This window comes from Vibrio sp. 10N.286.52.C3 (genome assembly GCF_041468865.1).
GTDB lineage: Bacteria > Pseudomonadota > Gammaproteobacteria > Enterobacterales > Vibrionaceae > Vibrio > Vibrio crassostreae_C.
Map to the genome: position 1 here is coordinate 12,611 of NZ_JBFRJM010000008.1, position 26,673 is coordinate 39,283.

At 44.6% G+C, this 26,673-nt stretch carries 25 protein-coding genes and 1 tRNA gene; 3 read left to right on the forward strand and 23 right to left on the reverse strand.

All coding sequences use genetic code 11. The features are described 5' to 3' along the window. The first annotated feature begins 90 nt into the window (after positions 1-90). Both AB4138_RS03560 and AB4138_RS03565 read left to right on the forward strand, forming a co-directional pair. Complete coding sequence (locus tag AB4138_RS03560) at positions 91-1,020, forward strand: 1-aminocyclopropane-1-carboxylate deaminase/D-cysteine desulfhydrase (protein WP_372057358.1); 930 nt, start codon at positions 91-93, stop codon at positions 1,018-1,020. Between the two features lie 216 nt (positions 1,021-1,236). Continuing rightward, entirely contained in the window at positions 1,237-1,974 is a 738-nt protein-coding gene (locus tag AB4138_RS03565) for a dienelactone hydrolase family protein (RefSeq protein ID WP_372305004.1), read from the forward strand. A 75-nt stretch (positions 1,975-2,049) separates the two neighbouring features. Here AB4138_RS03565 and AB4138_RS03570 read toward each other — a convergent pair whose 3' ends face one another. The 6 genes from AB4138_RS03570 to AB4138_RS03595 all read right to left on the reverse strand — a co-directional run bounded on the left by AB4138_RS03570 (position 2,050) and on the right by AB4138_RS03595 (position 9,596). Next, positions 2,050-3,303, reverse strand: a complete 1,254-nt coding sequence (locus tag AB4138_RS03570) for a D-amino acid dehydrogenase (RefSeq protein WP_017071750.1) — start codon at positions 3,301-3,303, stop codon at positions 2,050-2,052. Positions 3,304-3,528: 225 nt separating this feature from the next. After that, positions 3,529-4,455, reverse strand: a complete 927-nt coding sequence (locus AB4138_RS03575) for a LysR family transcriptional regulator (protein ID WP_102441664.1) — start codon at positions 4,453-4,455, stop codon at positions 3,529-3,531. Between the two features lie 249 nt (positions 4,456-4,704). Beyond that, positions 4,705-5,919, reverse strand: a complete 1,215-nt coding sequence (gene gltS / locus AB4138_RS03580; protein ID WP_017072261.1) for a sodium/glutamate symporter — start codon at positions 5,917-5,919, stop codon at positions 4,705-4,707. A 254-nt stretch (positions 5,920-6,173) separates the two neighbouring features. Further along, positions 6,174-6,264, reverse strand: a tRNA-Ser gene (locus tag AB4138_RS03585). Between the two features lie 180 nt (positions 6,265-6,444). After that, positions 6,445-6,894: an L-alanine exporter AlaE gene (locus AB4138_RS03590; protein WP_372305007.1), complete on the reverse strand. Its 450-nt coding sequence runs from the start codon at positions 6,892-6,894 to the stop codon at positions 6,445-6,447. A 248-nt stretch (positions 6,895-7,142) separates the two neighbouring features. Continuing rightward, the gene (locus AB4138_RS03595; protein WP_372305010.1) at positions 7,143-9,596 is read right to left on the reverse strand and encodes an ATP-binding protein; all 2,454 of its coding nucleotides are present in this window, start codon (positions 9,594-9,596) and stop codon (positions 7,143-7,145) included. Between the two features lie 171 nt (positions 9,597-9,767). On the opposite strand from AB4138_RS03595, the gene AB4138_RS03600 reads away from it, so the two are divergent. Further along, the gene (locus AB4138_RS03600; protein ID WP_017062064.1) at positions 9,768-10,337 is read left to right on the forward strand and encodes a UPF0149 family protein; all 570 of its coding nucleotides are present in this window, start codon (positions 9,768-9,770) and stop codon (positions 10,335-10,337) included. A gap of 75 nt (positions 10,338-10,412) precedes the next feature. Here the strand turns inward: AB4138_RS03600 and AB4138_RS03605 are convergent, their stop codons facing one another. From AB4138_RS03605 to aspS, 17 genes are all read right to left on the reverse strand, one after another. Continuing rightward, positions 10,413-11,444 (reverse strand): potassium channel family protein, encoded by a 1,032-nt coding sequence (locus AB4138_RS03605; protein WP_017063519.1) that lies wholly within the window; start codon positions 11,442-11,444, stop codon positions 10,413-10,415. Positions 11,445-11,619: 175 nt separating this feature from the next. Continuing rightward, positions 11,620-12,681 carry a quinolinate synthase NadA gene (nadA, locus tag AB4138_RS03610; RefSeq protein WP_136973580.1) on the reverse strand — a complete coding sequence of 354 codons (1,062 nt, stop codon included), beginning with the start codon at positions 12,679-12,681 and terminating at the stop codon, positions 11,620-11,622. A gap of 209 nt (positions 12,682-12,890) precedes the next feature. Next, on the reverse strand, positions 12,891-13,673 hold the full coding sequence (gene ybgF, locus AB4138_RS03615; protein ID WP_372305013.1) for a tol-pal system protein YbgF: 783 nt from the start codon (positions 13,671-13,673) through the stop codon (positions 12,891-12,893). Positions 13,674-13,706: 33 nt separating this feature from the next. Then, positions 13,707-14,249 carry a peptidoglycan-associated lipoprotein Pal gene (gene pal, locus AB4138_RS03620; RefSeq protein ID WP_017062069.1) on the reverse strand — a complete coding sequence of 181 codons (543 nt, stop codon included), beginning with the start codon at positions 14,247-14,249 and terminating at the stop codon, positions 13,707-13,709. 113 nt (positions 14,250-14,362) lie between these two features. Next, on the reverse strand, positions 14,363-15,715 hold the full coding sequence (gene tolB / locus AB4138_RS03625) for a Tol-Pal system beta propeller repeat protein TolB (RefSeq protein ID WP_017062070.1): 1,353 nt from the start codon (positions 15,713-15,715) through the stop codon (positions 14,363-14,365). A gap of 12 nt (positions 15,716-15,727) precedes the next feature. After that, complete coding sequence (gene tolA, locus AB4138_RS03630) at positions 15,728-16,795, reverse strand: cell envelope integrity protein TolA (RefSeq protein ID WP_017062071.1); 1,068 nt, start codon at positions 16,793-16,795, stop codon at positions 15,728-15,730. Between the two features lie 13 nt (positions 16,796-16,808). Beyond that, positions 16,809-17,252, reverse strand: a complete 444-nt coding sequence (gene tolR, locus AB4138_RS03635; protein ID WP_017062072.1) for a protein TolR — start codon at positions 17,250-17,252, stop codon at positions 16,809-16,811. Between the two features lie 3 nt (positions 17,253-17,255). Further along, positions 17,256-17,939 carry a protein TolQ gene (gene tolQ, locus AB4138_RS03640; protein WP_017062073.1) on the reverse strand — a complete coding sequence of 228 codons (684 nt, stop codon included), beginning with the start codon at positions 17,937-17,939 and terminating at the stop codon, positions 17,256-17,258. Then, positions 17,929-18,366 carry a tol-pal system-associated acyl-CoA thioesterase gene (ybgC, locus tag AB4138_RS03645; protein ID WP_136982387.1) on the reverse strand — a complete coding sequence of 146 codons (438 nt, stop codon included), beginning with the start codon at positions 18,364-18,366 and terminating at the stop codon, positions 17,929-17,931. Before ybgC ends, tolQ begins: the two co-directional genes overlap by 11 nt. A 172-nt stretch (positions 18,367-18,538) precedes the next feature. Beyond that, complete coding sequence (ybgE, locus tag AB4138_RS03650; RefSeq protein ID WP_017067532.1) at positions 18,539-18,841, reverse strand: cyd operon protein YbgE; 303 nt, start codon at positions 18,839-18,841, stop codon at positions 18,539-18,541. Continuing rightward, positions 18,834-18,941: a cytochrome bd-I oxidase subunit CydX gene (gene cydX / locus AB4138_RS03655; protein ID WP_000270284.1), complete on the reverse strand. Its 108-nt coding sequence runs from the start codon at positions 18,939-18,941 to the stop codon at positions 18,834-18,836. The genes ybgE and cydX overlap by 8 nt, the downstream gene beginning before the upstream one ends. Before the next feature lie 31 nt (positions 18,942-18,972). Further along, complete coding sequence (gene cydB / locus AB4138_RS03660) at positions 18,973-20,109, reverse strand: cytochrome d ubiquinol oxidase subunit II (RefSeq protein WP_017062076.1); 1,137 nt, start codon at positions 20,107-20,109, stop codon at positions 18,973-18,975. A gap of 13 nt (positions 20,110-20,122) precedes the next feature. Then, positions 20,123-21,709, reverse strand: coding sequence for a cytochrome ubiquinol oxidase subunit I (gene cydA, locus AB4138_RS03665; RefSeq protein ID WP_017062077.1), 1,587 nt, complete (start codon positions 21,707-21,709; stop codon positions 20,123-20,125). A gap of 552 nt (positions 21,710-22,261) precedes the next feature. After that, positions 22,262-23,278 carry a Holliday junction branch migration DNA helicase RuvB gene (gene ruvB / locus AB4138_RS03670; protein ID WP_017062078.1) on the reverse strand — a complete coding sequence of 339 codons (1,017 nt, stop codon included), beginning with the start codon at positions 23,276-23,278 and terminating at the stop codon, positions 22,262-22,264. A gap of 103 nt (positions 23,279-23,381) precedes the next feature. After that, positions 23,382-23,993 carry a Holliday junction branch migration protein RuvA gene (gene ruvA / locus AB4138_RS03675; RefSeq protein WP_017072254.1) on the reverse strand — a complete coding sequence of 204 codons (612 nt, stop codon included), beginning with the start codon at positions 23,991-23,993 and terminating at the stop codon, positions 23,382-23,384. Positions 23,994-24,145: 152 nt separating this feature from the next. Further along, positions 24,146-24,667, reverse strand: a complete 522-nt coding sequence (gene ruvC / locus AB4138_RS03680; RefSeq protein ID WP_008219936.1) for a crossover junction endodeoxyribonuclease RuvC — start codon at positions 24,665-24,667, stop codon at positions 24,146-24,148. A gap of 171 nt (positions 24,668-24,838) precedes the next feature. Continuing rightward, the gene (aspS, locus tag AB4138_RS03685; RefSeq protein ID WP_017062081.1) at positions 24,839-26,617 is read right to left on the reverse strand and encodes an aspartate--tRNA ligase; all 1,779 of its coding nucleotides are present in this window, start codon (positions 26,615-26,617) and stop codon (positions 24,839-24,841) included. Between the last annotated feature and the right edge of the window lie 56 nt (positions 26,618-26,673).

Here is a 26,673-nt window from a genome sequence, read left to right on the forward strand (position 1 = left end):
GGTTTACAGCACTTGCAGGCTACTAGATACTTGTTAGTCCTATTTGAACTAAAAATGCTGGCTTCTTAGTCAGCGTTTTGTCTAAGTGCGATGAAACTAAATAATAGCCCTATAACTCAACATCAATACAACGACCACACCTTTTTCTTGAAGCGTGACGATCAGCTCCACTCTCACTTTAGTGGCAATAAAGCGCGAAAGTTCATGAAGCTACTGGAAGACGATCACCCAAACATCACCACTCTAATAAGCTACGGTTCTGCGCAAGCTAACTCTCTATTCTCGCTCGCTGCACTTGCAAAAATTAAAGGCTGGACGCTTGAGTTTTACGTTGATCACCTTCCTCAATGGCTAAAAGAACGTCCAATCGGCAATTACCGTGGCGCTGTAGACTTAGGCGCTAAGGTGATTTCAGTCAAAGAGACGGGCTCTGAGCTTCACCCTCAGGAGTATATTGAGCAAATAAGACAGCCAGATTCTCAGTGCATTGTATTGCCTGAAGGTGGACGCTCTCAGCTTTCTGAATATGGCGTGAAGCAACTGGCGATGGAGATACTCAGCTGGACGCGTTTCGAAAACCAACACGATTTCTTGGTTGCACTACCAGCAGGCACCGGCAGTACGGCTCTGTATCTGCATAAGCATTTAAAAGTGCACAACATCCCGGTGTTAACCTGTGCGTGTGTTGGCGGTAATGACTATTTAACGCAACAATTCAATGAACTTGGCGAATCCGATCACCCACAGATCTTACCGCTCAAAACCAAGCACCATTTCGGTAAGCTGTATCAGCAGGATTATCAAACCTGGTTGGATCTACAAGAGCAAACCGACATTGAATTTGACCTGCTCTATGACCCTTTGATGTGGCAATGCTTGGAACAATGGCAACAAGACAACCCAACCAAAACCGTCATCTATATCCATCAAGGTGGCATCTTAGGCAATGAATCGATGTTGCCACGCTATCAGCGTAAGTATCCAGAGATGAGCATTAGCAAAACCAACGCATCTTGGTAGTTGTTTTCCTTTATTCCCCAGCTTAGCTATTCAAGTTTTGGTAAGCTGAAAACATCACAAAACAGCCATCGCACTCCCTCTCGATGGCTATTCATCAGCAATAGCCACCGGCTATCCCTGCCATACATTTCAAGTTAGAGACAGAAATATGGCGAGAATCATCGCGTTATCTATACTTTCGATTGGAACGTCAATTGTCATCGAAAGGAATAACGCATGCGAACACTCACCACGCTAGGCTTGTTTTCAGTTTTACTGCCCTTCTCTGCGATTTCAGGAGAAAACATCACTTACCAAGTCGATGGTATGGATTACGAAGGTTATTGGAGTGAGGCCAGTGACCAAGCACCTTTAGTACTGCTAATACACGATTGGGATGGCTTAACCGATTACGAAAAGAAACGTTCTGAGATGCTCAACGAACTCGGTTACAACGTGTTCGCTATCGACCTGTTTGGTAAAGGCATTCGCCCAACCGAAGTGAAAGACAAAAAACAACACACAGGTGAACTGTACAAAGACAGAGAGAAAATGCGTGCGCTACTCAACGCAGGAGCCATGGAAGCGAAAAGACTTGGCGGCAACTTAGATAACAACGTAATAATGGGATACTGCTTTGGTGGAGCTGCTGTATTGGAAGCCGCTCGTGCGGGAATTCCTTCGAAGGCTTACGTAACCTTCCATGGCGGTTTATCAACACCAAAAGGCCAAGACTACTCGCAGACTAAAGCTCCCGTAGTCGTGTTCCACGGCACGGCTGATGCCATGATTTCAATGCACGACTTTGGAAGCCTCGCCGCTCAACTTGAATCAACCAAAGTTCCGCATGAGATGATCACTTATAGTGGTGCGCCACACGCCTTCACAGTATTCGGATCGAATAACTATCAACATGAAGCTGACCAAAAATCGTGGGAACGATTCACTCATGTGTTAGAAACCACCACCCGATAAGCCGCGACACTCAAACCAAATTAGCCCATGCTTAATAAACATGGGCTAATTCGTATGACCAAGGATTTGGATGAACTACATGTAACGATGGATACTTAAGTCATCAGTTTTAATATCACTAGCTGAGCCACTGACCACGCTTGCCAAGATCTTTCCTGAGCCACATGCCATTGTCCAACCTAATGTCCCATGTCCAGTATTTGTAAATAGGTTCTTGATAGGCGTCTTACCGATAATAGGCGTACCATCCGGCGTCATTGGTCTTAACCCAGTCCAGTATTCAGCCTTAGAAAAGTCACCCGCTTGTGGGAAAAGATCTTTAATCACCATATCAATCGTGGCTTTGCGTTTTTCAGGGATAAGGTAATTAAACCCCGCAAGTTCTGCCGTCCCTGCAATGCGAATACGATCATCAAATCGCGTCATCGCTACCTTGTAAGTTTCATCCATCACAGTCGAGGTTGGTGACTTATCTGCATTCACGATCGGCAGTGTTAGCGAATAGCCTTTCACTGGATAAACCGGGATCGACAAATCAACTTGCTTCAACAGTTCTCGAGAATAGCTTCCTGAAGCGACCACGTAAGCATCCGCTTTGAACTCGCCTTGAGTCGTTGTAATACTCTCAATGGTTTGATTCTGATGATTGAGCCTAACCACTTCGGTATTAAACACGAACTGAACGCCGAGTTGCTTGGCTTTTTCGGTCAAGGTTAAACAGAACTGATGACAATCACCGGTTTCATCGTGTGGTAAATACAGGCCGCCCACCAGCTTGTCTTTAACGTCTGCTAAACCAGACTCCACTGACAGACACTGTTCAACATCAAACAGCGAGTGTTCGATTCCACTCTCTGTTAATAGCTTCATATCCTGCTGAATAGCGTCCAATTGTTTTTCGCTTCTGAATACTTGCAAGGTGCCTTTCTGCCGGCCCTCATAAGCCAGTTGTTCACTGGTTCTTAGATGAGTGAGACACTCTCGGCTGTAGTTAGCGACTCGCAACATGCGCGATTTGTTTTGTGCGTATTTGGCTTCATTGCAGTTGGCGAGCATCTTAGTCGCCCAAGAAACCAATTCAGGAGAAAGTGAAGGCTTAACTTTTAAAGGGGCATGCTCTTGGGTTAACCATTTCATCGCTTTCAATGGAATACCAGGCGCCGCCCATGGTGAAGAATAACCGTAAGAGATTTGCCCAGCATTCGCAAAACTGGTTTCTTTGCCACTGCTATCTTGACGATCAATAACCGTGACCGAGTGACCTTCTTTTGCCAAGTACCATGCGCTGGTCAATCCAATAACACCACTGCCAATTACAATAACTTCCATTCTCTTCCCCTAATGCCTGAGAAAGCCAAATCTGTCGAACACAGCTGTCAGTCTAAAACTCGTTTCGTTAATAATTTGTAACTTATTCCGCATGTGTTGACTTAACAATAGAGGTGGCATTGACAAAACATCAATTCGACTCGAAAACAAATCCAGCAGTTTGGAAGTGTGATATTGGCGGTATTTGAAAGCTTAGGTAGGAGTCGCTAAGTAAACTGATTAAGCCTAGATATTGTAAGCGTCATGACTCAAGAAAGTGGCGTTCTCGAGTAAGAAATCTAACAAGGTTTCCGCTTGTAGCGTTAGTGCACGGCCTTTCAAAGATTGAACCTTAACCGTCGCCTTCGATAGCATCTCCAACTCGGTCGCAACCACTTCTATCTGCCCTGACTTTATCTCATCGATCACAGTGAGTTTAGGCATAAAGGTGACGCCCAACCCTGCTGAAACGAAGTTAGTCAGTGCCGTGACTGAGTTAGTTTGAAGTTTTGGCTGCAAGGTAAGATGGGAAATTTGTTCAGCCTGCTTTACCAGCCTCCCCATACCGGTCGAGTTATCGATCAAGGCGAGAGAAGCGTCTTGAATATCTTGCATTACCACTGGTGCATCTTTCATCGTAAGGAAGTGCCCCTTCGGAGCAATCAATTCGAGCGGATGGCTGCGTTCAACGTGAGAGTGCAGTTTAGGATGTGGTGCAGACGCATAGGTTATCGCAAAGTCTATCTGTTGATCTTCCAACATCTTGACTGCATCCAATGCCCCTGCGATCTCAATAGAAAGATTGATATCAGGATAACGAGTCATGAAGGTTTGCATCGGTTTAGAGACCAAGTTAGTAATAAATCCTTCTCCAATCGCGATGCTAACATTACCGCCCTTGAGGTTTTTAAGCTTGGTTAGTCGAGCAAGCACTGCCGCCTCTCCACGAACAATGGAGCGATAGTAGTTCAACAGTTCGTTCCCCGCCTCAGTCAGCAGAGATTGGCGGTTGTTGCGCTCCCATACTTTCATTTCCGCTTGCGCTTCTAACTGCGTCAGCATTCGACTCATCGCGGCAGGGTCAACGTTCATCATCTTAGATGCCTTACGTAACGACCCGTATTTCGATAAAGCATTAAGGTATTCCAGCGCGCGGATATTAAAGTGGTGCATTCAACTTCCTTGTGATTCGACTGATACTAATCAAGCGTCTCACAATTTTGCTGCGAACACGTATCCCAATTTATCGAGATCGGAATTGCGCTTACTAACTTGTGCACCGAGTCACTTCAAGGCATTACATCAAAGGTTGATATACGTGTATTTTTTGCTGTAGATAACACAAAGGCGACAACTTTCGTCATCGCCTTTGTGGTCATTATCCCGATGTAAACCTCAAGCAGTCAATAACCGGTCACTTCACTACAGACCAACAAAGAAACTGATCACTAGCGCATTAATCAAATCAACAAAGAAACCACACACTAATGGCACCACAATGAATGCTTGTGGGCTTGCGCCATATCGATGAGTTACTGCCGTCATGTTCACAATTGCTGTTGCGGTCGAGCCTAGAGTGATACCACCGAAGCCTGAACATATCACCACAGAATCGTAGTTTCTTCCCATCAAGTAATAAACGACAAACACAGTAAACAACAGGGAAAGCAAGATCTGGATACTCATGACAACAGAGATATAGCCAAACAGTCCATCGAGATCCCAGATACGCAACCCCATCAATGCCATGGTCAAGAACATGCCTAAACAAATATCAGAGATCATCGCTAAGCCTTTGCGGCCTTGAGCGATTTTCTCTTGTGTACGACGCTTCTTAAACAATGCACGACCGACGTTTCCGATTAAGATACCAGCGATTAAACAGCTAACGAATAACGGCAGTTTTAGGCCCATAGAGTCGATAACTTCACTCAAGCTGTAACCCAGCATTAGTGTTAAGTTAAGAATCAACCACGCCCATAGAACGCCGTAGTGACTAAGCTCCGTTTTTGTTTCACTCTCTTGGAATGCACCAACCGTAACCTCTTCTTCATTAGAAGGGCTTACTTTGTGTTTATTGAGCAGGTAGTTGGCAATCGGGCCACCAATCACACACGCTGCAATTAAACCAACCGTGTTTGAAGCGACACCAAGTTCGAGCGCGTTAGCAATACCAAACTCTTCCACAAACATTGGCGCCCACGCTAACGTTGTGCCTACGCCGCCTATCAAGCTAACAGACCCAGATAGCAAGCCTGCTTTAGGATCCATTCCAAAGCCAGAAGCGACTGCCATTCCGACTACGTTTTGCAACACGATAAAAATGGCAGCAAGACACAGTAGGATGAACAACGGTCGCCCACCTTTAATCAGTGTTTTAATATCCGCTTGGAGCCCGATGCCAGCAAAAAAGTAGAGAAGCAAAAAGTCTCTGACATCTAGGCTAAAAGTGATTTGGATTTCAAAAATATAGTAAAGCGCCGCTACGGTCGCTGCGCAGACAAAGCCACCAATCACAGGCTCTGGCAGTGAATACTTTCTTAATACTTCAGATCGCTCGATCAAACCTTTACCGATAAACAGTAATGAAATCGCGATCGTAAAAGAGAGCATTGGAGAAACTAGGGTTTCTGTCATGAGGTTATGGATTCCTAATAGTTAGATTATTCATAATATTGCGTACTATTGATAATCTAGGTTCACGCCAAAAAATCAAGCGATTATCTATGATAAAAACACCTAATATGGTTAATTCTGCGACGGTATTAATAGAGATTATAACTATAAAGCAATGATTAAAGGAACGGATATTAGGGAGGTATACAGATGAGGTGGGATATAGAGGCTCTAAAACGAGAAAACCCCAGCATTTCTGCTAGGGTTTTGAATAGTGGTGGAAGGATGGGGATTTGAACCCCAGATACGCTATAAACGTATACTCGCTTTCCAGGCGAGCGCCTTAAGCCACTCAGCCATCCTTCCACAAATTGTGTGTTGAGCATGTCACTCAACGAGGCGCTACTTTATTGATTCTGCTTGCTTTGGTCAAGGGGCATTCTCAAAAAAAGTGCCTTTTTCGGTTTGTTCGATTACAAATTAACTCATTAGATCAAAAACAAACCAAATTTCATTCTTTCGCTGCACTTACGCTTGTTGCTTTTCTTAAGCTTGTTGATAGTAGCCAGGAACTCGAAACCATTTACGACACATATCGAGGAAGTAGCCGTAAAGTACGCCCATACCGCACGAGATAACTGCATTACTGGTTACAGCCGTAACGATTTGGTCGCCTGAAGCACCCACTGCCAACAAAATACCCGCATACACTGGAGACTGGAATAACACGTATGCCATCAAATCAGACAAGTTTTTCATCGATGAGCTTTCTGAAAGTTTTGCACCATTGCGTAAGAACCAATCACGAAAAACGCCATAAGGCCAAGCGATAGCAATGTTTACAGGAATAGATAACGTTCGAGAAGCAAGAGATTGCTCAAACGTCATACCAGAAATAAACACTTCTACGATCATGCCAGAAATAAAACAGAAAACGACCATAGCAAATGTATCCGCAGCTGCGTTTCGAATACAAAATGGACCACGAGACTTCATTGACGACAAACCTAAAATATATCACTGCTTAATTAGTGATTTAGTAACATATAAACAAGGCACATTTGCACCTCACCAGATAATGTCGCTATTAAATCACAAGATTAGTAGTCATACACTCCAAATTAAAAATCAAGTTGTAAATTAACAACCAAAAACCACTTTAAAAGCAGTCACTTTCACCAAAAAATCCAACCAAGGTCAAATATTGGACAGTTCGTCATTTACTTACCGTAATTAAACAACATTTAAGCCATAGGTAGATTTACAGTAATGATATTAATGACATCTTGTGTAGGTGGTGATCCTAAAGCAACCTGCTCTAACGCTTTATCGACTTGTTCAGTAAGTTCCGCGTTGTTCATAGCTTCAACGTGGACACGTAGGCTCTCTAGTGCAAATTGAATCAGTTCTAGGTTGTTGTCTTCTAGCGCCACATACAACGTCACTAACAGCTCTTCAGTGTTATCTTTGTTGCGAAGATCAGGTTTAGGCAGTGACTCGCTTTTACTTTTCGAATCGTGTGGTTTTACGTCTTGGCTTTCGAGCTCATCCGCTTTTACTTCATGGTATTGATAAAGCTTATTTGAATAGCGGAACAAGGCATCATCCAGTTCACGCTCGTCAATCGGCTTAGCAATAATATAATCCACACCTGCCCCCAACATACGCTCACGAGTCTCTTTAAAGACATCAGCCGTACAACCAAACACCAATACCGATGACACATCGCCTATCAAAGCACGAATAGCAGTGGTTGATTCAACGCCATCCATCACAGGCATATGGTTATCCATGAGCACCAAATCAAAGCGCTCAGCAACCACGGCTTGTATCGCAAGTTCACCGTTTTCGACGCTCTTACAGGTAAAGCCTTTACTGCTCATGAAGGCTTCAATGATCACCGTGTTAGTTCGGTTGTCCTCGACGATCAGTACCTTTAAGCCAGAGTAGTCCAACTTCTTATGTGGCAAACTCTCGATTTCTCCTGGCTGACATGGCTGAATCTTCAAGCGAACATCAAAACTCGTGCCTATCCCTTCTTCACTGGTGACGGTAATACTGCCATCCATCAACTGGGCAATTTTCTTCACAATCGCGAGGCCAAGGCCAGTACCGCCAAAACACCTTGTGGTCGAAGACTCCGCTTGTTCAAACGGTTTAAAAATACGCTTCTGAGCTTCTTTAGAAATACCAATTCCGGTATCACGAACTCGAATGCTCAGATAGGTGTCACTCCCCTCTACAACTTCTTTCAGGTACACCTCAACAAAGCCTCTGGAGGTGAACTTCACCGCGTTGTTCAATAGATTAAACAAAATTTGGCGAAGGCGAGCTTTATCTGAGAAGTACCAACGACCCGAAGTCACCTCAGAGTATACTTTGAATTGAAGCCCTTTCTCGGAAGACAATGTGTAGTAAACACTGTTAATACTGCCGATGATCGAATCAAGCGGGAAACGCGTTTCATCAAGATCCAACCTGCCCTGCTCGATCTTCGAGAAGTCTAAGATCTCGTTGAGTAGAGTCATCATATGATCGCCGGACTCATACAAGCTCTTAAGATGCTTCTCTTGTTCAGAATTTAGAGGCGTTTTTAATAGGATTTGAGCGGTACCCAATACCCCATTCATCGGAGTGCGAATTTCATGTGACAAGGTCGCAAGGAAAGCGGTTTTTGCATTGGTGGATGCCTGAGCTTTAACCTTTTCCGCTTCGAGATAAATGGTCTTTTCGTTGAAGGTTTTAATCAAATGGCCGATTTCGTCATCACTCGAGTAATCCACATCAATGATTTCGCCGGCTTTCGAACTATCAACCTGTGCTGCAATCCTTGTGATTGGACTAATCAAATAACGGTTCAATAAGTAATACCCCGCCATGACACAAAGTAGCAATAGCGGAACAATACCGCCTTCAATGCTCATCACCTGACGAAACACTTCGTCTTCTACTCGTGATTTGGAGTTCACCACATCCACTTGCCAGCCGAAATCACCAAATTGATTGCTACTGATGTAAATGCCTTCAACGAGATTAAAGTTATGCGAAACCAACACTTGGTTAAGCTTATCTCTGAGCGTAATGCCAAGGTTGTATTCTTCGGCGTGGTTCTTGATAAAACCAAGCAGCTCTTCGAGCGAGAGATCCACCGTGGCAACACCGGCAAAAGTACCGTCGTAATAATAAGGGGAAGACGCCGTAATCATTCGAACGTGTGTGTATGGATCGATATACACATCGCTCCAAGAGATCGTGCCTTGTTTTTGGTTGACGACAGAGGTGTACCAATACTCTTCTTGATAAGGGGCATTTTGGGGGTTGTTGTAAGAATATATCTGGTCGATTATTCCATCGTCGGCTTTATTAAAAAAGTAACTGTTGAGAAGCTTTTTAGAATCAAGCGCATAAGGTTCGGGCCAAATACCGGCACTGACAATCGTATCGTCGCTCGCCGCCAACATGGACTTAAAGAGCGGAATAACATCATCACCGTTACGATGCGCTTGAGCAAACCCAACGAGACTGTCTACGAAGCCTCGAGAACTACTGAGTGGCTCTGTAATCAATGCGGATAACAGTTGCGTACGCAAGTCGAGGTTTTGTTGTAATTTGGCGCGCACAGGGGATTCTACGACGTAATACGTCACACTACCGACAATGGCAATAAACATCGCAAGGTATAATCCAAGCGCTACCATGCTTTTTTTCTTTAAAGACGACCGTATCTGCATAATTCTTTTATTGTTTTCTTTTCTGTTAAACCTAGTGTTTATCATCCATGACATCAAGCCTTTTTAGATTGAAGCTTGATTGGCACAAGTTCATTGGTACTATAAGCGCAAATATGTTCCCTTTTACGGTACCTCACTTTGACTTTACAAGATATTCTTGCGCTTCCAGAGTTGGAAGGAAAGCTAATCACAGAACACAAAACAATGGGCTTTGTCACTGCAATGGCAGCGGCACCGAATGTGTTAACCCCGCATGAGTGGCTACCGTTCTTATGGGGTGGCGAAGAAGTCGCACCTTTTACGGATGGTGAACAGCTAGAAAGCTACATTGAAGTTATCATCGAGCTTTGGAATAAAACCCGCCCAGAACTGATTGAAGGGACTTGGGTTTGGCCTGAAGCTTGTCAATTAGACGACGAAGAAGTGGTGAACACTGCCGCTCGTGATTTTTGTGAAGGCTTGCTTCAAGGCTGGCAGATTGCTCGCGACGATTGGGAAACACTAATGCCTGAAGAGAGCGAAGATAACGCACTCGTTGGCGGTGTCCTGCTGTCACTGAGCATGCTTTACGATCCAGAAACGTCAATTGCTACGCTTGCAGAGCAAGGCATCGAAGGCCTAGAGCAGTTCGAAGAGATCTTTAACGCTGTTCCTGTGATGCTTTGCGGACTAACGCAGCGTGGCATTGCACTGGCTGAAGCTCAATAACAGTTAGCTTTATACAAGCCAAAAGGCCTCATTATGAGGCCTTTTTTAGTTTTCAGACGAAATAAAATAGTCGCTTTAGAAGCCTTTCCAATCGAAGTCATCAATTCGCTCATCAGCAATATAAAACAGCTTAGTGCCACTGCTGACCACTTGATCTAACTCTGGGTTGAGTTCAATACCGCTCCCCGTATCAATGGCGATCAGAGTTGCTTGATACTTCTCTTTAAACACTGAGAAAATAGGCGCGACGGTGACAGACTCAGCGTCTTCAGGGAAATACGTTGAATACTGTGTCATGCCTCTTGTTGAGCTCAATAATTCTTGGTGAAGCGCACTGGAACCTGGGTCTACCGCAGCCTTTGCTAGCATCTCAGCACCCACCGCTGGAATACATTCTGAGTTAGGGCAATGCTTGTGTAACAAATCGCTCAGCGCTTCATCTTTAAAGTAAACAAGAAGGTGCGCTTTAGGGTTTCGGTTGGCACAGTAAAGCGCCGCAGATAACGTAATGTCGTCTTCTGGGTTATCAATCAGGATGCAACTTGCAGACTCAATGCCCGTTTTCTCCATCTCTTTGCCATCGGTGTAGCTGTTTACTTTGACGAAATTGATTTCACCGGGTAACGGGTTCTCGATATCTGAACGCGTACATAGCACGATTGGTCGTTTACCCGTTTCTTCGTGTTGTAGCATGCGGATGAGATGAATAGTTCTTTGCTCATTCCACCCCAACATCAAAATGTGGTTGTCCACTCTAACTCTCCTTTTTCCTAGCAAGCCCGCTCGCCAATATTCAACACCTTCTGTCGCCACTTTACCGAGCAACGCGGCAAAAAGGCTCAACCCGCCTGGAATCACAAATAGAATAACGATCCACTGCCCCGCTACCGTGGTCGGTGATAAATCACCATAACCAACCGTAGAAGCCGTCACCACCAAGTAGTAAGCGAATACGGTAACCGAACTGGTTAAATCTGTTTCACCCGCCAAATACAGCATCGACCACGATAAAGCGATGTAGCCAAGAAAAGTGAACAGTAAGTTTTTGCCATTCAAAACAAAGATGTTTGCTTTGATCCAGCGTTTGAGTTGTAACCAGATTATCATTCGAGCCTCTAATCTTTTCCTCTTACTTACATGCTAGAAAAAATACGCGATATCAACAAGATGTATCATCAGAAAAAGATACATGACCACAAGATTGATATTGGCGGCCTATACGCAGATACAAAAAAACCAGCACTATTGGCTGGTTTTTTTATTGGTTAGATAAAAGAACGACTTACGCGTTACCTTTTACCTGCACATTTAACTGCTCTGCAAAATCTAGCATGCGGTTCAATGGAATAAGAGACTTCACGCGTAATTCGTCAGAAACGAAGATTTCGTGTTGCTCACCACCATTCTCAAGCGCGTTTTCAATCGCTTCAAGGCCGTTCATTGCCATCCAAGGACAGTGTGCGCAGCTACGACACGTTGCACCAACACCCGCTGTCGGCGCTTCAATCAGCTCTTTTTCAGGAACCAATTGCTGCATCTTGAAGAAGATGCCTTTGTCTGTCGCAACAATCATCTGTGGATGAGGCAGCTCTTTTGCTTTCTTGATCAGTTGGCTTGTTGAGCCTACAGCGTCAGCCAGTTCAACCACGCTTGCTGGTGATTCTGGGTGAACCAAGATAGCCGCTTCTGGGTATACCGATTTCATTTTCTTCAAAGCATCAGCTGAGAACTCATCATGAACGATACACTCACCTTGCCAAAGCAACATGTCAGCGCCAGTTTGATTTGCGATGTAAGAACCTAGGTGACGGTCTGGCCCCCAAATAATGGGTTTGCCTTCAGCGTCTAGGCTTTCAACGATTTCTAAAGCGATGCTCGACGTAACTACCCAGTCTGCACGAGCTTTAACAGCTGCAGAGGTGTTCGCGTATACAACCACAGTGTGGTCAGGGTGAGCATCACAAAATTCTGTAAATTTGTCAGCTGGGCAGCCAAGATCAAGCGAACATTCAGCTTCAAGTGTTGGCATTAAAATGCGTTTTTCAGGAGTAAGAATCTTTGCAGACTCACCCATGAAACGAACACCAGCGATGATCAAAGTGCTTGCTGAGTGACGGTTACCGAACTTAGCCATCTCTAATGAATCGCCAACGAAACCACCAGTTTCTTCTGCCAGAGCCTGAATTTCAGGATCGGTGTAGTAGTGTGCAATTAGAACTGCATCTTTTTCTTGAAGTAGTTTTTTGATGTTTGCGATGTGGGCCTGTTTCTGAGCGTCGCTCAATGGAACTGGCTTAGGCGGAAACGGGTAAACTGTATCGATTTTATCTAGTATATGACTCATTGCTCTTGCTCTACGCAACTTCTTCCGAGAATCCGAGTATTCTACACAGGACAGCGATTGGGATCAAAAAGGATTGGTTGCAAGCGGTGACTAGCTAATGCTTAAAACGCATAAACAAGGCGATGTATTGTCATCACTAGCAAGAGAAGTAAACACTAAACGGAAGTGAACAGGTATAAAAAAGAGGCGCCTAAGCACCCCTATTTTGGTTATAAGTGGGTTTTGGCCACTTTAGCCGAAGCACTGTTTGGGTGCTCGGTTACGACTTGTTGGTAATATTTCTTAGCTTGCGTCGCGTTGTTGTTGCGCGCTGCTATGTCACCAAGCTTAACCAGTGCATCTGCTCGCTTGTTTGAGTCTTTGTACGACACAACAGCAGCGAAGCTCTTCACGGCTTCTTTATCTTGCTTCTTAGCGAAATAAAGCTGACCTAACCAGTAATGTGAGTTAGGTGTGAAGGTAGAATCTGGGAAGTCTTTTTGAAACTTTTGGAATGCAGCGATAGCACCCGTGTAGTCTCGTTGCTTTAGAATCAAATCTACAGCATTTTGATAAGCAGTTTGCTCATCCACATCAGTACTGAACGTACCAGAAGCGTCTTTAGAGCCTTCGCTCGCCGCCACTGCTACCGTTGCTGTTCCTGCTGCTTTCACCTCGCCTCTTACGCGATCCAGTTCAATGAACAGTTCACGCTGACGCTCTAGCATTTGCTTCATATCGTAGCTGTTTCGTTCCAGATCACCACGAAGTTCACTGATCTCCAGTGCCATGTCGTCGATTTGCTGTTGCATTTGAAGCTGAACGAGATTGCGATTTTGAAGCAGGCGCTCTAAACGCTCAATATCTGATTCGTTAGATGCTGATCGAGAGGAAGATGATGAATTGGTTGCGGTGCTATTGAGATCGGATACTGGAGCTGGTGCAGCGAACGCGGTGTTCGCTGCACTTGCCAGTAACGAAAGCAAAATGACTCGCTTTGTGTTACTGAACATGAGGCAATTCCTCAATTATATAGTCGACTAAAATTAGTAAACTAGTACTGCGCGACGGTTTTTAGCGTACACATCTTCAGATTGACCTAGAAGAAGTGGCTTCTCTTCACCGTAGCTTACGATAGAGATTTGGTCAGCTTGAACACCTAGAGCTTGTAGGTATTTCGCTACAGCTTGTGCACGACGCTCGCCAAGTGCGATGTTGTACTCAGGAGTACCGCGCTCATCAGCGTGACCTTCGATAGTAACGTTCATGTCAACGTTCTTAACTAGGTATGCTGCGTGAGCTGCTAGCATTTCTTCGTAATCGCCAGCGATAGTAGAGTTATCGAATGCGAAGTAGATTGTTTGAGTTTCACGTAGCGCTTGCTCTTTAAGCTCTTGCTCAGACAGTTGACCGTTAGCGTCAATTGGCGTTACAACAGTTGTGTCTACATTGCCTTCTGAACCTGAAGTTGTTTGGTTGCTTTCAGTACCAGATGTTGCAGATGTTGCTTCATCAGTTGAGCTACATGCCGTTACTGCCATCACTGGTAGTGCAATCATCAAGCCTTTAAGAACTTTGTTAAGTTGCATCTTTTTTTCCTTACGTTATCAAACTTAGTTTCTACAGCGACTAAGAGTGCTATAGATAGTTAAATGCCACAATAGTTAACACTATCAATAGCTAAAAGAATATGTAATTTTCCCTAGAGGAACGGTGACCATGCCGGCGCTCTTACGCGTCCGTTAGTTGCCGGTAATCTAGCTTTAAAACGTCCATCGATAGAAACCATCGATAGTACATTTGTTTTGTTGTAAATAGAGCTATAGATAACCATACCTCCATTCGGTGCAATACTTGGAGACTCATCTAACAATGTTTTTGTTAGTACCTGAACCGCACCGGTTTCCAAATCTTGCTTAGCCAAGTTAAAACCTGAGTTGCTGCGATTCACCATGATCATGAATCGACCATCAGGAGTGATCTGGCCACCTAAGTTTTGGCTACCTTGCCAAGTAATACGAGAAGTCGAATTATTGGACAAATTTACATTATAAATCTGTGGTTTACCACCACGATCCGATGTGAAAATAAGAGACTTGCCATCTGGGTGCCAGAATGGTTCAGTATTATTCGAACGGCCGCGGGTAATTTGAGTCAGCTTACGGCTAGCAAGGTCAAGTGTGTACACCTGAAGGCTGCCCGTTTTCGACAATACCAATGCCAATGTTTTACCATCTGGCGAGAATCTTGGCGCACCATTGTGACGAGGGTATGACGTCACTTTCTCACGTTCACCCGTGTAAATATTCATGATGAATATTTCAGCTTGGCCATTCTGGAAGCTCACATAAGCTAGCTTTTTGCCGTCTGGTGACCATGCTGGAGACATGAGAGGCTGCTTAGAACGAAGTACTAAACGCTCGTTAAAGCCATCGTAGTCAGCAACACGAAGTTGATACGGGTACTTGTCTTTATCGTTCACTACCACGTAAGAGATACGAGTTAAGAACGCGCCTTTCTCACCAGTTAGCTCTTCATACACTAGGTCTGAGATACGGTGTGCGTACTCTCTCAAGCGATTACCAGGAACCGTAGCCTTCTTATTGAATAGAACGTGATCTTTAGAAAGCACTAATTGGCCTTCATCACTCAGCGCACGACTTTGTCCTTTGGTCAGTTGACCACGAACAATGTCGATCAATTGGTAATTCACCACATACTGCCCTTCGGCATTTTTAGTGATACTACCGGTAAGCAATGAGTCAACACCTAGGTTAGTCCAAGCATCAAAGTTAACCTCAGTTTCGCTATAAGGCGTTTGAGGCATTTTGCTTGTCGCAACTGGGCTGAATTTACCACTGCGCTGTAAGTCAGAAGCGATAACCGCTGATACATCGTGTGGCAATGGCTCTGAGCCTTCCCAACGGAAAGGTACAATAGCGATAGGTCTTGCAGAGTTAATACCGTCTGTAATAACCAGCTCCAGCGCTGCATGTGCAAACTGGCTGCTTGTAGCTATTAAGAAAACAAAACTCAGTAATAGTTTCTTTAACACAAGTTCGTCCTTTTACTCTGGTGATACAGTTAAGTTAATGTCTTTCAGTGAGTTCACAATGTCTGGGTCTTTAGGCAACGGGTAAGATTGTACTTGTGCCACCGCACGCTTGGTTGCTGCACATAAACGGCTATCGCCATCTAAGATACTCAAACTACCCAATATCGCGTTAGAGCCCGTTGGAATCAGCTTAAGGTTCACTCGACATGAGCGTCCTCGATAGCTGTCTTCTAACAACAGGTTCTGTTGAATCAGTTGGGTATAGATAGCCCCGTAACGTTGCGCTTCATCAGTGATAAATTGTTGTCTTGCTGAAGAGTTTTGAGTCGCTTCCGTTTCAAGCCCAGCAAAGATATCGTTCAATGCGGCTTCTTGTTGTTTACGCTCTTTTTCTGCTTTTGCTGCAGCTTCTTTTGCCTTACGGGCTTTCTCTGCTGCGGCTGCCGCTTCTTTCTCTTTCGCTATGCGTTGCTTTTCCGCGAGTTCAGCGGCTTCTTTCTCTTTACGAGCTTTGTCTGCTGCCTCTTTCGCTGCTTTTTCTTTTGCCACGCGTTCTTGTTCAGCTTTTGCGATTGCCGCTTCTTTGGCTTTACGCTCGTTCTCGGCTTTCACTAACGCAGCTTCTTTTAGCTTACGGTCAGCTTCGGCTTTAGCGGCTTTCTTTTGCTCTTGCTGTAAACGCGCTTCTTCAGCTTTGCGTTGTTTCTCTTTCTCAACTCGACGCTTTTCAGCTTCACGAGTTGCTTTAGCTTCTTTCGCTTGCTGTTCTTTTAGCTTGCGAATATTTTCTTCTTCAGCTTTACGATTCTTTTCAAGTCGTTCGCTTTCACGTCTTAGTTTGTCAAGACGCTCTTGCTCTTTCTTGCTTGCCGCTTCTCTTTGTTGACGAATCTGTTGAGCTTGCTGGCGAACCAACTGAGGATCAATCACCACTGCTTGAACCATCTGCCCTGTAGGCTTTGGCTCTGACATCGTGAAATCCGCCCCCCAAATGAGCGCAACGAATAAAATGACGTGCAGCCCAAGAGAAATAAGAAGCGGTGATCTGAAATTATTGGATTTTTTATTATTCGCTTTCATGAATGCTACGGAGCTATTCCCTTATATCCGTTAAAAGGCCAACCTTTGGCACACCTGCACGGCTTAATTCATCAAGTAATAAAACCACTTCAGCGTATGGCGTTGCGGCATCACCACCAACCGCCACTGGAGAGTTTGGCTTCAGAGACAACTCGGCTTTCACACGGACGATAATATCTTCCATTGATAAGCCACGCTGTACTTCTTCGTCATTAACGCTCAAGCCAAGTTCACCGTCTTTGTTCACTTCAACGATGATGAAACTTGCATTGTCGTCACCCAGTAGGTCTTGTGCCGATTTAGCCGTTGAAGCCTGAGGCAATTCAACGTCAACGCCTTGAGTAACAAACGGCGAAGTCACCATAAAAATGATCAGCAAAACAAGCATAACGTCGATGTAAGGTACAACGTTAATCTCTGCTGTCATTTTGCGTTTTTTAGGTTGGTATCCAGCCATCTATTATTCCCTGCCAGCCATCGCTTGACGGTGAAGAATACTGTGAAACTCTTCAGAGAAAGTCGCGTAGTTGTGTTCTAGCTTGCCTACTCGGCTGCTGAAGCGGTTGTACGCCATTACCGCTGGAATCGCAGCGAATAGACCCATTGCTGTTGCGATCAGTGCTTCTGCAATACCAGGAGCAACCATTGCGAGCGTCGCTTGCTTCACTTCACCTAATGCGATGAATGAGTGCATGATGCCCCAAACCGTACCAAATAGGCCGATGTATGGGCTGATAGAGCCAACGGTCGCCAAGAAAGGTAAGTTAGTTTCTAGTTCATCAACCTCACGAGCAACGGCAACGCGCATCGCACGGCCAGTGCCTTCCATAATGAAGTCAGGTGATGTTGCATTCGATTTACGAAGGCGAGCGAACTCAGTAAAGCCTGCGTAGAAAATTTCTTCAGTACCAGAAAGCTCGTCTTTGCGTTTGTTGCTCTCTTGGTACAGTTTTGCAAGATCAACGCCTGACCAAAATTTGTCTTCAAACACTTCTGTTTGTTTAGAAGCTTGAGATAACACTTTACTTCTTTTTATGATCATCGCCCAAGAAACAACAGACATGCCCATAAGAGTCAGCATGACCATCTTAACTAGTAAACTAGCTTCTAAAATTAGGCCTAAGATTGAGATTTCAGCAGTCACTATTCGTTAGCTCCGTGAGAATAAATGTTGGCATTGCTTTGGGTTTCATTTTTTGATTATCGATACATGCTACCTTAACCATTGCTTTACACAATGCCTTGCCATCAGGATTTACGATCTCTTGACAGAAGACCAAGGTAGCTCGCTTCAACTCGTAAATATTTGTAATGACTTGTAAAGAATCATCAAGACGCGCGCCTTGAATAAAATCAATGTCCATATGTCGGACTACAAAACCGATGTTTTGTTCTAACAATACTTGCTGAGAAACGCCAATTGAGCGCAACATCTCAGTTCGAGCGCGTTCGAAAAACTTAAGATAGTTTGAATGGTATACAACGCCACCCGCATCGGTGTCTTCGTAATACACTGTCACTGGCCACGTAAATAGCTTAGATAATCCCTGCAATTTGATACCACAATCCAAAACGATAAAGATCTCACTATAACCTAACTCCTTATCATTAATAGTATATCGCTGTGAATTTTTTGATTTGAGAGACGAAAAAAAAGGCCATCTGTATAAGATGACCTCTTTTTGGCTAAAAACCCAACAAGTATAAAGGTTCACGTTGTTATGAACCTAAATCCTTTGCCTTTTATAGAAGGCGCAGCGTCGTTAGGTAGAGCAAAATTGTGAGTGAAACATATGGGCTAAACAGTAGCTGCCACATCCAAGCTCTTGGCTTAAATCCGATACCGTAAACCATGCTTGAGCATACTGCCCAAATGAACATTGGCCCGATGATCGCGTTAAAGCCACCGATGCTTGTCGCATACGCTTCAGGATCCCACATCACTAAACCCACATGCATGAAACCCAATACTAGGGATAAGGCTCTAAGCAGAGTCTTATCCATTGGTTGATGCAGCTTAGCGATTTGCTCTGCGAGATTACTCACTGTCTTTGTCCATCATTTCTGAATGCTCTAGCCATAGAGCATTGATGATGCCGAATGCACATGCTAGAAGTACACCCAAAATCCATGCGAAGTACCACATAAAATTTCTCCTAAGTTATTTCACTTCTAGCTTAGTAAGCTGAAACGTCGTTATCTTCGATGTGTTTCTTATCTAGACGACCGAACATTTTGTAGTATGTCCAAGTTGTGTAGCCAAGAATCACAGGAACCATTACCGCCGCAACGACAGTCATAAGACCAAGCGTTAGCTCACTCGCTGTTGAATCCCACATAGTCAAGCTTTGGTTAGGGTTCAGGCTTGATGGCATTACGAATGGGAACATTGCAAAACCAGCCGTTAGAATAACACCAGCGTTCGATAGGCTTGAGAACAAGAATGCGAAACCACCACGCTCAAAGCGAGATGCAATCACAGCAAGCAGTGGCATTGCTACACCAAGGATCGGCGCAGCCCACATTGCTGGATAAGTTTCGAAGTTTGTCATCCAAGCACCCACTTGAAGTGATACTTCTTTGTTTAGTGGGTTTGAGTCAGCAAACGTATCGATAGTGCTCGTAATTACATAGCCTTCGATAGATTGAACCCAGAAACCACCAATAACGAATAGAGCAATAGCAATTAGGCCAGTGATCTGAGCAACGTTACGAGCACGAGCGTGCAGCGCTTCTGTTGTCTTCATTTGAAGCCATGTTGCACCTTGCATCACGAACAACATCAGAGCCAACACACCACAAAGCAATGCAAATGGGTTAAGCAGAGCGAAGAACGTACCATGGTACTTAGACATCATAAATTCGTTCAGTTCAAATGGAACACCTTGTAGTAGGTTACCAAATGCCACACCGAAAATGATTGGTGGTACTGCGCCACTAAAGCAAAGTGCGTAGTCCCAAGTTTTGCGCCATTTTGGATCTTCGATCTTTGAACGGTAGTCAAGAGCAAGTGGACGTAACCAAAGTGCAGCTAGCGTTACGTACATTGCGAAGTAAAAACCAGAGAAAGACGTCGCGTAAACCAGTGGCCATGCAGCAAACAATGCACCACCCGCAGTGATAAGCCAAACTTGGTTACCATCCCAGTGAGGGGCAATCGTGTTTAGCATAATACGACGTTCAGTGTCGCTCTTACCGATAACAGGTGACAGAGCGGCAACACCCATATCAAAGCCATCAGTTACGGCGAAACCAACCAGTAGAACACCGATCAATACCCACCAAATAAGTCGTAAGCTTTCGTAATCAAACATAATATTCCCTCACTTATACTTCAACTGAACGGCTAACTTTGTCTTCAACAGAGTTATCGTTTTGTTCGAAGTGGTAACGGCCTGTCTTCAAGCTACTTGGACCTTTACGTGCGAATTTCAGCATTAGGTAAACTTCAGCAATCAAGAACACTGTGTAAAGTGCCAGGATAGCGAATAGAGAAGTCCAAAGCTGTTCAATAGTCAGTGCTGATGCAGCAACGTTAACCGGTAGGATTTCACCAACCGCCCATGGTTGACGACCAAACTCAGCAACGAACCAACCTGCTTCAATCGCAATCCAAGGAAGTGGGATTGAGAATAGCGCAGCTTTAAGTACCCATGGTTTCTGTTCGATTTTCTGACGACACGTTTGAACAAACGCAGCACCGAATACAAACAGCATGATGAAGCCACAAGCAACCATCAGACGGAATGACCAGAATAGAGGCCAAACTGTTGGGATAGAATCATCCGCAGCCATTTGGATTTGGTCTTCAGTTGCATCAACAACGTCGTCTGTGTAGCGCTTAAGAAGCAAGCCGTAACCTAGGTCACCTTTCACTTCGTCGAACGCAGCCATGTTTTCTTCAGACTTATCGCCTGCACGTAGCTTTTCAAGCAGCTCGTACGCGTACATACCAGTACGGATACGATCAACGTGGTCATCACGTAGGTCACGTAGGCCCGTTACTTCAGTATCAAGCGAACGCGTTGCGATGATACCCATTACGTAAGGAATTTTAATTGCGTAGTCAGTATTCATTGTCTCTTGGTTCGGAATACCAAAAACAGTAAATGCTGCTGGTGCTTCTTCAGTGTGCCATTCCGCTTCTACAGCAGCGAGCTTCACTTTTTGAACTTCACCAAGCTCGTAACCAGATTCATCACCTAGTACGATTACTGACAAGATCGCCGCCATACCGAAAGACGCTGCAATCGCGAAAGAACGACGAGCAAAGGCAAGGTCACGACCTTTAAGAATGTAGTATGAGCTGATACCAAGGATGAACATTGCACCCGTTGTGTAACCAGACGCTACTGTGTGTACGAATTTAACTTGTGCTACTGGGTTTAGTACAACTTCAGCGAAGCTCACCATTTCCATACGCATAGTTTCAAAGTTAAATTCCGCACCCACTGGGTTTTGCATCCAGCCGTTTGCTACCAAGATCCAAAGCGCAGAGAAGTTAGAGCCAAGTGCTACTAACCAAGTTACCGCTAAGTGCTGACGCTTTGACAGTCTGTCCCAACCGAAGAAGAATAGGCCAACAAAAGTAGACTCTAGGAAGAATGCAACAAGCGCTTCGATAGCTAGCGGAGCACCAAAAATGTCGCCAACATAGTGAGAATAGTAAGACCAGTTAGTACCAAACTGGAACTCCATGGTTAAGCCTGTCGCTACACCAAGAGCAAAGTTAATACCAAACAATTTACCCCAGAACTTGGTCATGTCCTTGTAAATTTGCTTGCCAGTCATTACATAAACTGACTCCATAATGGCAAGTAGAAATGCCATACCTAAAGTCAGTGGAACAAATAGGAAGTGATACATCGCTGTAAATGCAAACTGCAATCGCGACAGATCAACAACATCAATCATGGTAACTCCTTTGTGTCGGCTGAATGACACTTGTGTGATTATTCACCGCAAAAATCCATGTTAAAACAATTTATGTAATTGTTATTACAAGTTGAAATTTGTAGCAAAAACGTACCGTTATAGTTAGATTATTGTTAAGCATGAGCTAATATAGCTGGCGCTAATATTACTGGTAAAATCAGTATGTTTCAAAAGGTTTATGGGAGAACCCTGCGTTGATTTGTATCAAATTTATTCGAGCAAATTAGAGTTATTTTTGTACAATTATGATTAAAATCACACCAATTATGCTTGTCTTAATAACAGCGCATGATATCTGTGACAAATGCTCAGCACCGCCTCAACATCCGAATTACAACTACCTATAAAGTATTAACAAAAAATATGACAACTTATTTCATTTCCTGTTATCTAAATCAAACCTGAAATCAAAGTTTCCATTTTTGAAGCTCCCTTTTCGATCTTTTTATCGACTCGCTCAAAGAGTTGTTATTCAGTAAAAAGCAAAAAAACCCAGCGCTTATGCAACTGGGATCTTTAAAAATGAATAATTTAACGATTGGAGGGTTTATCTATTCCAAAGTGTAAATACGCTCTGTCGGTCGCGATTCGACCTCTTGGCGTCCTTTGTAGGTAACCTTGTTGAATCAAGTAAGGCTCCAACACATCTTCAATGGTGTCTCTCTCTTCACCAATCGCGGCAGCCATGTTGTCGATACCTACCGGACCACCACCAAACTTCTCCATAATCGCCAGCAGAAGCTTTCTATCCATGTAGTCGAAACCTTTAGCATCGACATCCAACATGTTTAGCGCTTTGTCAGCAACCTCCGGACAAATATGCCCGTCGCCTTTTACTTCCGCATAATCACGAACACGGCGCAGTAGACGGTTAGCAATACGTGGCGTACCACGAGCTCGGCGAGCAACTTCTAGCGCCCCTTCGGACTCCATAGAAAGACCAAGGCAATCTGCACTGCGCTGAACGATGTTTTGTAGATCTTCAACCTTGTAGTACTCAAGACGCTGAGTAATACCAAAACGGTCACGTAACGGCGATGTCAGTGAGCCAGCACGAGTGGTTGCGCCAATCAAAGTAAAAGGAGGAAGGTCAATCTTGATAGAGCGTGCCGCTGGGCCTTCACCAATCATGATATCTAATTGGTAGTCTTCCATTGCAGGGTACAACACCTCTTCAACCACAGGGCTTAAACGGTGAATCTCATCAATGAACAGGACATCATTTTCTTCGAGATTGGTCAGTAACGCCGCTAGGTCGCCTGCTTTTTCTAGAACAGGGCCTGAAGTCGTACGAATGTTGACATCCATCTCATTGGCAACAATGTTCGCCAACGTGGTTTTACCCAAGCCTGGAGGGCCAAATATCAACAGATGGTCGAGCGCCTCGTTACGCAGTTGTGCCGCTTTGATGAAAATCTCCATCTGGCCACGAACGTGATCCTGACCTTGATAGTCAGCCAGTGCTTTAGGGCGTATTGCACGATCAATGACATCTTCATCTTTGAATACTGGGTTATCCGGTGCAATAAGGCGATCGGCTTCAATCATAAATTCTGCTATTCCTAACTATGCTCTTGTTGACTCTGCGCTTCTTGACTCTGTGTAAAGGCAAAGTGAATGAGTCTATTTTGTCGAACAAGTATATTGGGTATTAAACCATCGATTTCAGAGCTTCGCGAATCAACTGTTCGCTGGTCATGCCATCTTTAGCCACTTGAGAAACCACCTTGGAAGCTTGAGTCGGCTTGTAGCCTAATGCAAGTAGCGCACTTACCGCTTCTTCTTCCGCGTCGTGAACGGTTGGAATAGAATCAATCGGAGCTGCATCTGTCGCTGGAGTAAACAAGTCACCCGCGCCCCACCCTTTCAGGCGGTCTTTCATTTCAACAACCAGACGTTCAGCGGTTTTCTTACCCACACCCGGAAGTTTAACCAGCGTCGAGATGTCTTCACGTTCAACACTTTGAACAAACTGGCTAGCCGTCATGCCTGAAAGAATGCCAAGGCCTAGCTTAGGGCCCACACCGTTCGCTTTGATCACTTCACGGAACAGCGCACGCTCTTTAACCGTGTTAAAACCATAAAGTAGCTGCGCATCTTCACGTACAACAAAGTGCGTGTAGATGATTGCCTCTTCGCCCACGTTTGGTAATTCGTAAAAACAGCTCATTGGCATTTGAACTTCATAGCCAACGCCACTCACTTCGATTAGTAATTCTGGTGGCTGTTTTTCTATTAATGTACCGCGTAGACGTCCGATCACAATTCACTCTCTTGATGGAATATAATTTGAGGGACAGAATATAAAAGAACTGGATGCTTATCCAGTTCTTTGTGTTTATTGGGATGATTTATTTAAGCTTGCTTAGCTTGAGAAACCGAATGATTCTGGCTTCAGAAACGCCATAGCCTAGGTTATCGGTAACGCCCTTTTCTTGCACCTGTTGCTTTACCCGCAAGCGCTATCAAAGTTTTATTGGTGTTAGCGTGAGTGATCGCTACACCTAAAGCATCAGCAGCATCAGCCTGTGGCTTGGCTGGTAACTTAAGCATGCTCATCACCATATTCTGAACCATAGACTTGTCAGCACCACCGTTACCCGTCACCGCTTGTTTAATCAAACGAGCCGCATATTCATGAACGGGGAGATCAGCATTTACCGCTGCCACTATCGCACTGCCACGCGCTTGTCCCAGCTTAAGTGCAGAATCCGCATTCTTCGCCATGAAGACCTGTTCTATCGCAAACACATCCGGTTGAAACTGAGTGATGATTTCGCTCACACCGGCGTAGATTTGTTTGAGTCGGCCCGGCAGTTCTTTTTCAGAGGTGCGAATACAACCGCTACCTAAGTAATATAGATGGCGACCATTTTGACGAATCACGCCATAGCCGGTAATACGCGAGCCAGGGTCAATTCCTAAGATAATAGACATAACTTCAATACTGATTATTTATACATGCTTTATGAGCTTAGTATATCGAACGCAAAAAAAAATGCCCGTCAAATTAACGGGCATTCTCTAATTTACTGGCAAGTCTTGGCTAATTAATTGAGAGCTCTCTATCAACTAGGATCTCTTCATCAACAAGAAAAGATAACAGGCTTACGCTTGCTCTTTTTTCTCTGCCAATTTAACTGCGATTGCTAGCTCTTCCAGTGATGCTGGGTTCGCTAGGCTTGGCGCGTCTGTCAGTAGACATGCTGCAGCTGTTGTTTTCGGAAATGCGATAACGTCACGGATGTTCTCAGTACCACAAAGCAGCATTGCTAGACGGTCAAGACCGAATGCTAGACCAGCGTGCGGTGGCGTGCCGTACTTAAGCGCTTCAAGTAGGAAGCCGAACTTCTCTTGTTGCTCTTGTGCTTCGATACCTAGGATACCAAATACCGCTGTTTGCATTTCTGCGTTGTGGATACGTACAGAACCGCCGCCTACTTCGTAGCCGTTGATTACCATGTCGTATGCATCAGAATTTGCTGCTGCTGGGTTCGCTTTTAGCTCTTCCGCGTTCACACCTAGTGGTGATGTGAATGGGTGGTGCATTGCGTGTAGGTTACCTTCGCCGTCTTCTTCGAACATTGGGAAGTCAACAACCCACAGTGGAGCCCATGCAGATGTGTCTGTTAGCTCTAGATCCGTACCTAGTTTAAGACGAAGTGCGCCCATTGCTTCAGCAACGATGCCCGCTTTGTCTGCGCCGAACAGAATGATATCGCCAGATTCAGCTTGAGTACGATCTAGAATACCGTTGATTACGTCTTCGCTTAGGAATTTAGCAACTGGAGATTGAATACCTTCCATGCCTGCAGCACGGTCGTTAACCTTCATCCAAGCTAGGCCTTTCGCGCCGTAGATGTTTACGTGTTCAGCGTAGCCGTCGATTTGCTTACGAGTTAGCTTAGCACCACCTGGAACACGGATAACTGCTACGCGACCTTTTTCGTCGTTAGCTGGGCCAGAGAATACCTTGAATTCAACATCTTTAACCAAGTCAGCAACGTCCACTAGCTCTAGTGGGTTACGTAGATCTGGCTTATCAGAACCGAAACGACGAATCGCTTCAGAGAAAGGCATTACTGGGAATTGACCTAGTTCAACATCTAGAAGTTCTTTCCACATATCGTGAACAAGCTTCTCAGTCACGTTACGTACTTCTTGAGAAGTCATGAAAGATGTTTCGATATCGATTTGAGTAAATTCAGGCTGACGGTCAGCACGTAAATCTTCATCACGGAAACATTTAACGATTTGGTAGTAACGGTCAAAACCAGACATCATCAGCAGTTGCTTGAAAAGCTGAGGAGATTGAGGAAGTGCGTAGAAGCTACCTTTGTGAACACGGCTTGGTACTAGGTAGTCACGAGCACCTTCTGGTGTCGCTTTCGTTAGTACTGGCGTTTCGATGTCTAGGAATAAGTTCTCATCTAGGAAACGACGAACGAAGCTAGAAGCACGTGCACGAAGCTTAATACGGTCGCTCATTTCTGGACGACGAAGATCGATGTAACGGTACTTAAGACGCTGCTCTTCAGAGTTCGTTTGGTTGAAGTCTAGTGGAAGCGCTTCTGAACGGTTAATGATCTCTAGACCCGTCGCGTAAAGTTCTACTTCACCAGTAGCCATGTCTTTATTTACTTGGCTGTCCGGACGAACTCGTACTTCACCAGTAAACTTGATACAGAATTCATTACGCAGTTGGTTAGCGATCGGGAAGATATCTTTCATATCTGGATCGACAACAACCTGAACGATGCCTTCACGATCACGCATATCAATAAAGATAAGACCGCCTAAATCACGGCGACGGTTTACCCAGCCGCACAATTCTACAGTTTGTCCCGCCAGGGACTTGTTCAGGTTACCACAGTAATGGGTACGCATAATGAATTTCCCAATCTCTTAATTATTTACTAATTTCCAAGCTGTCAGTGGTCATT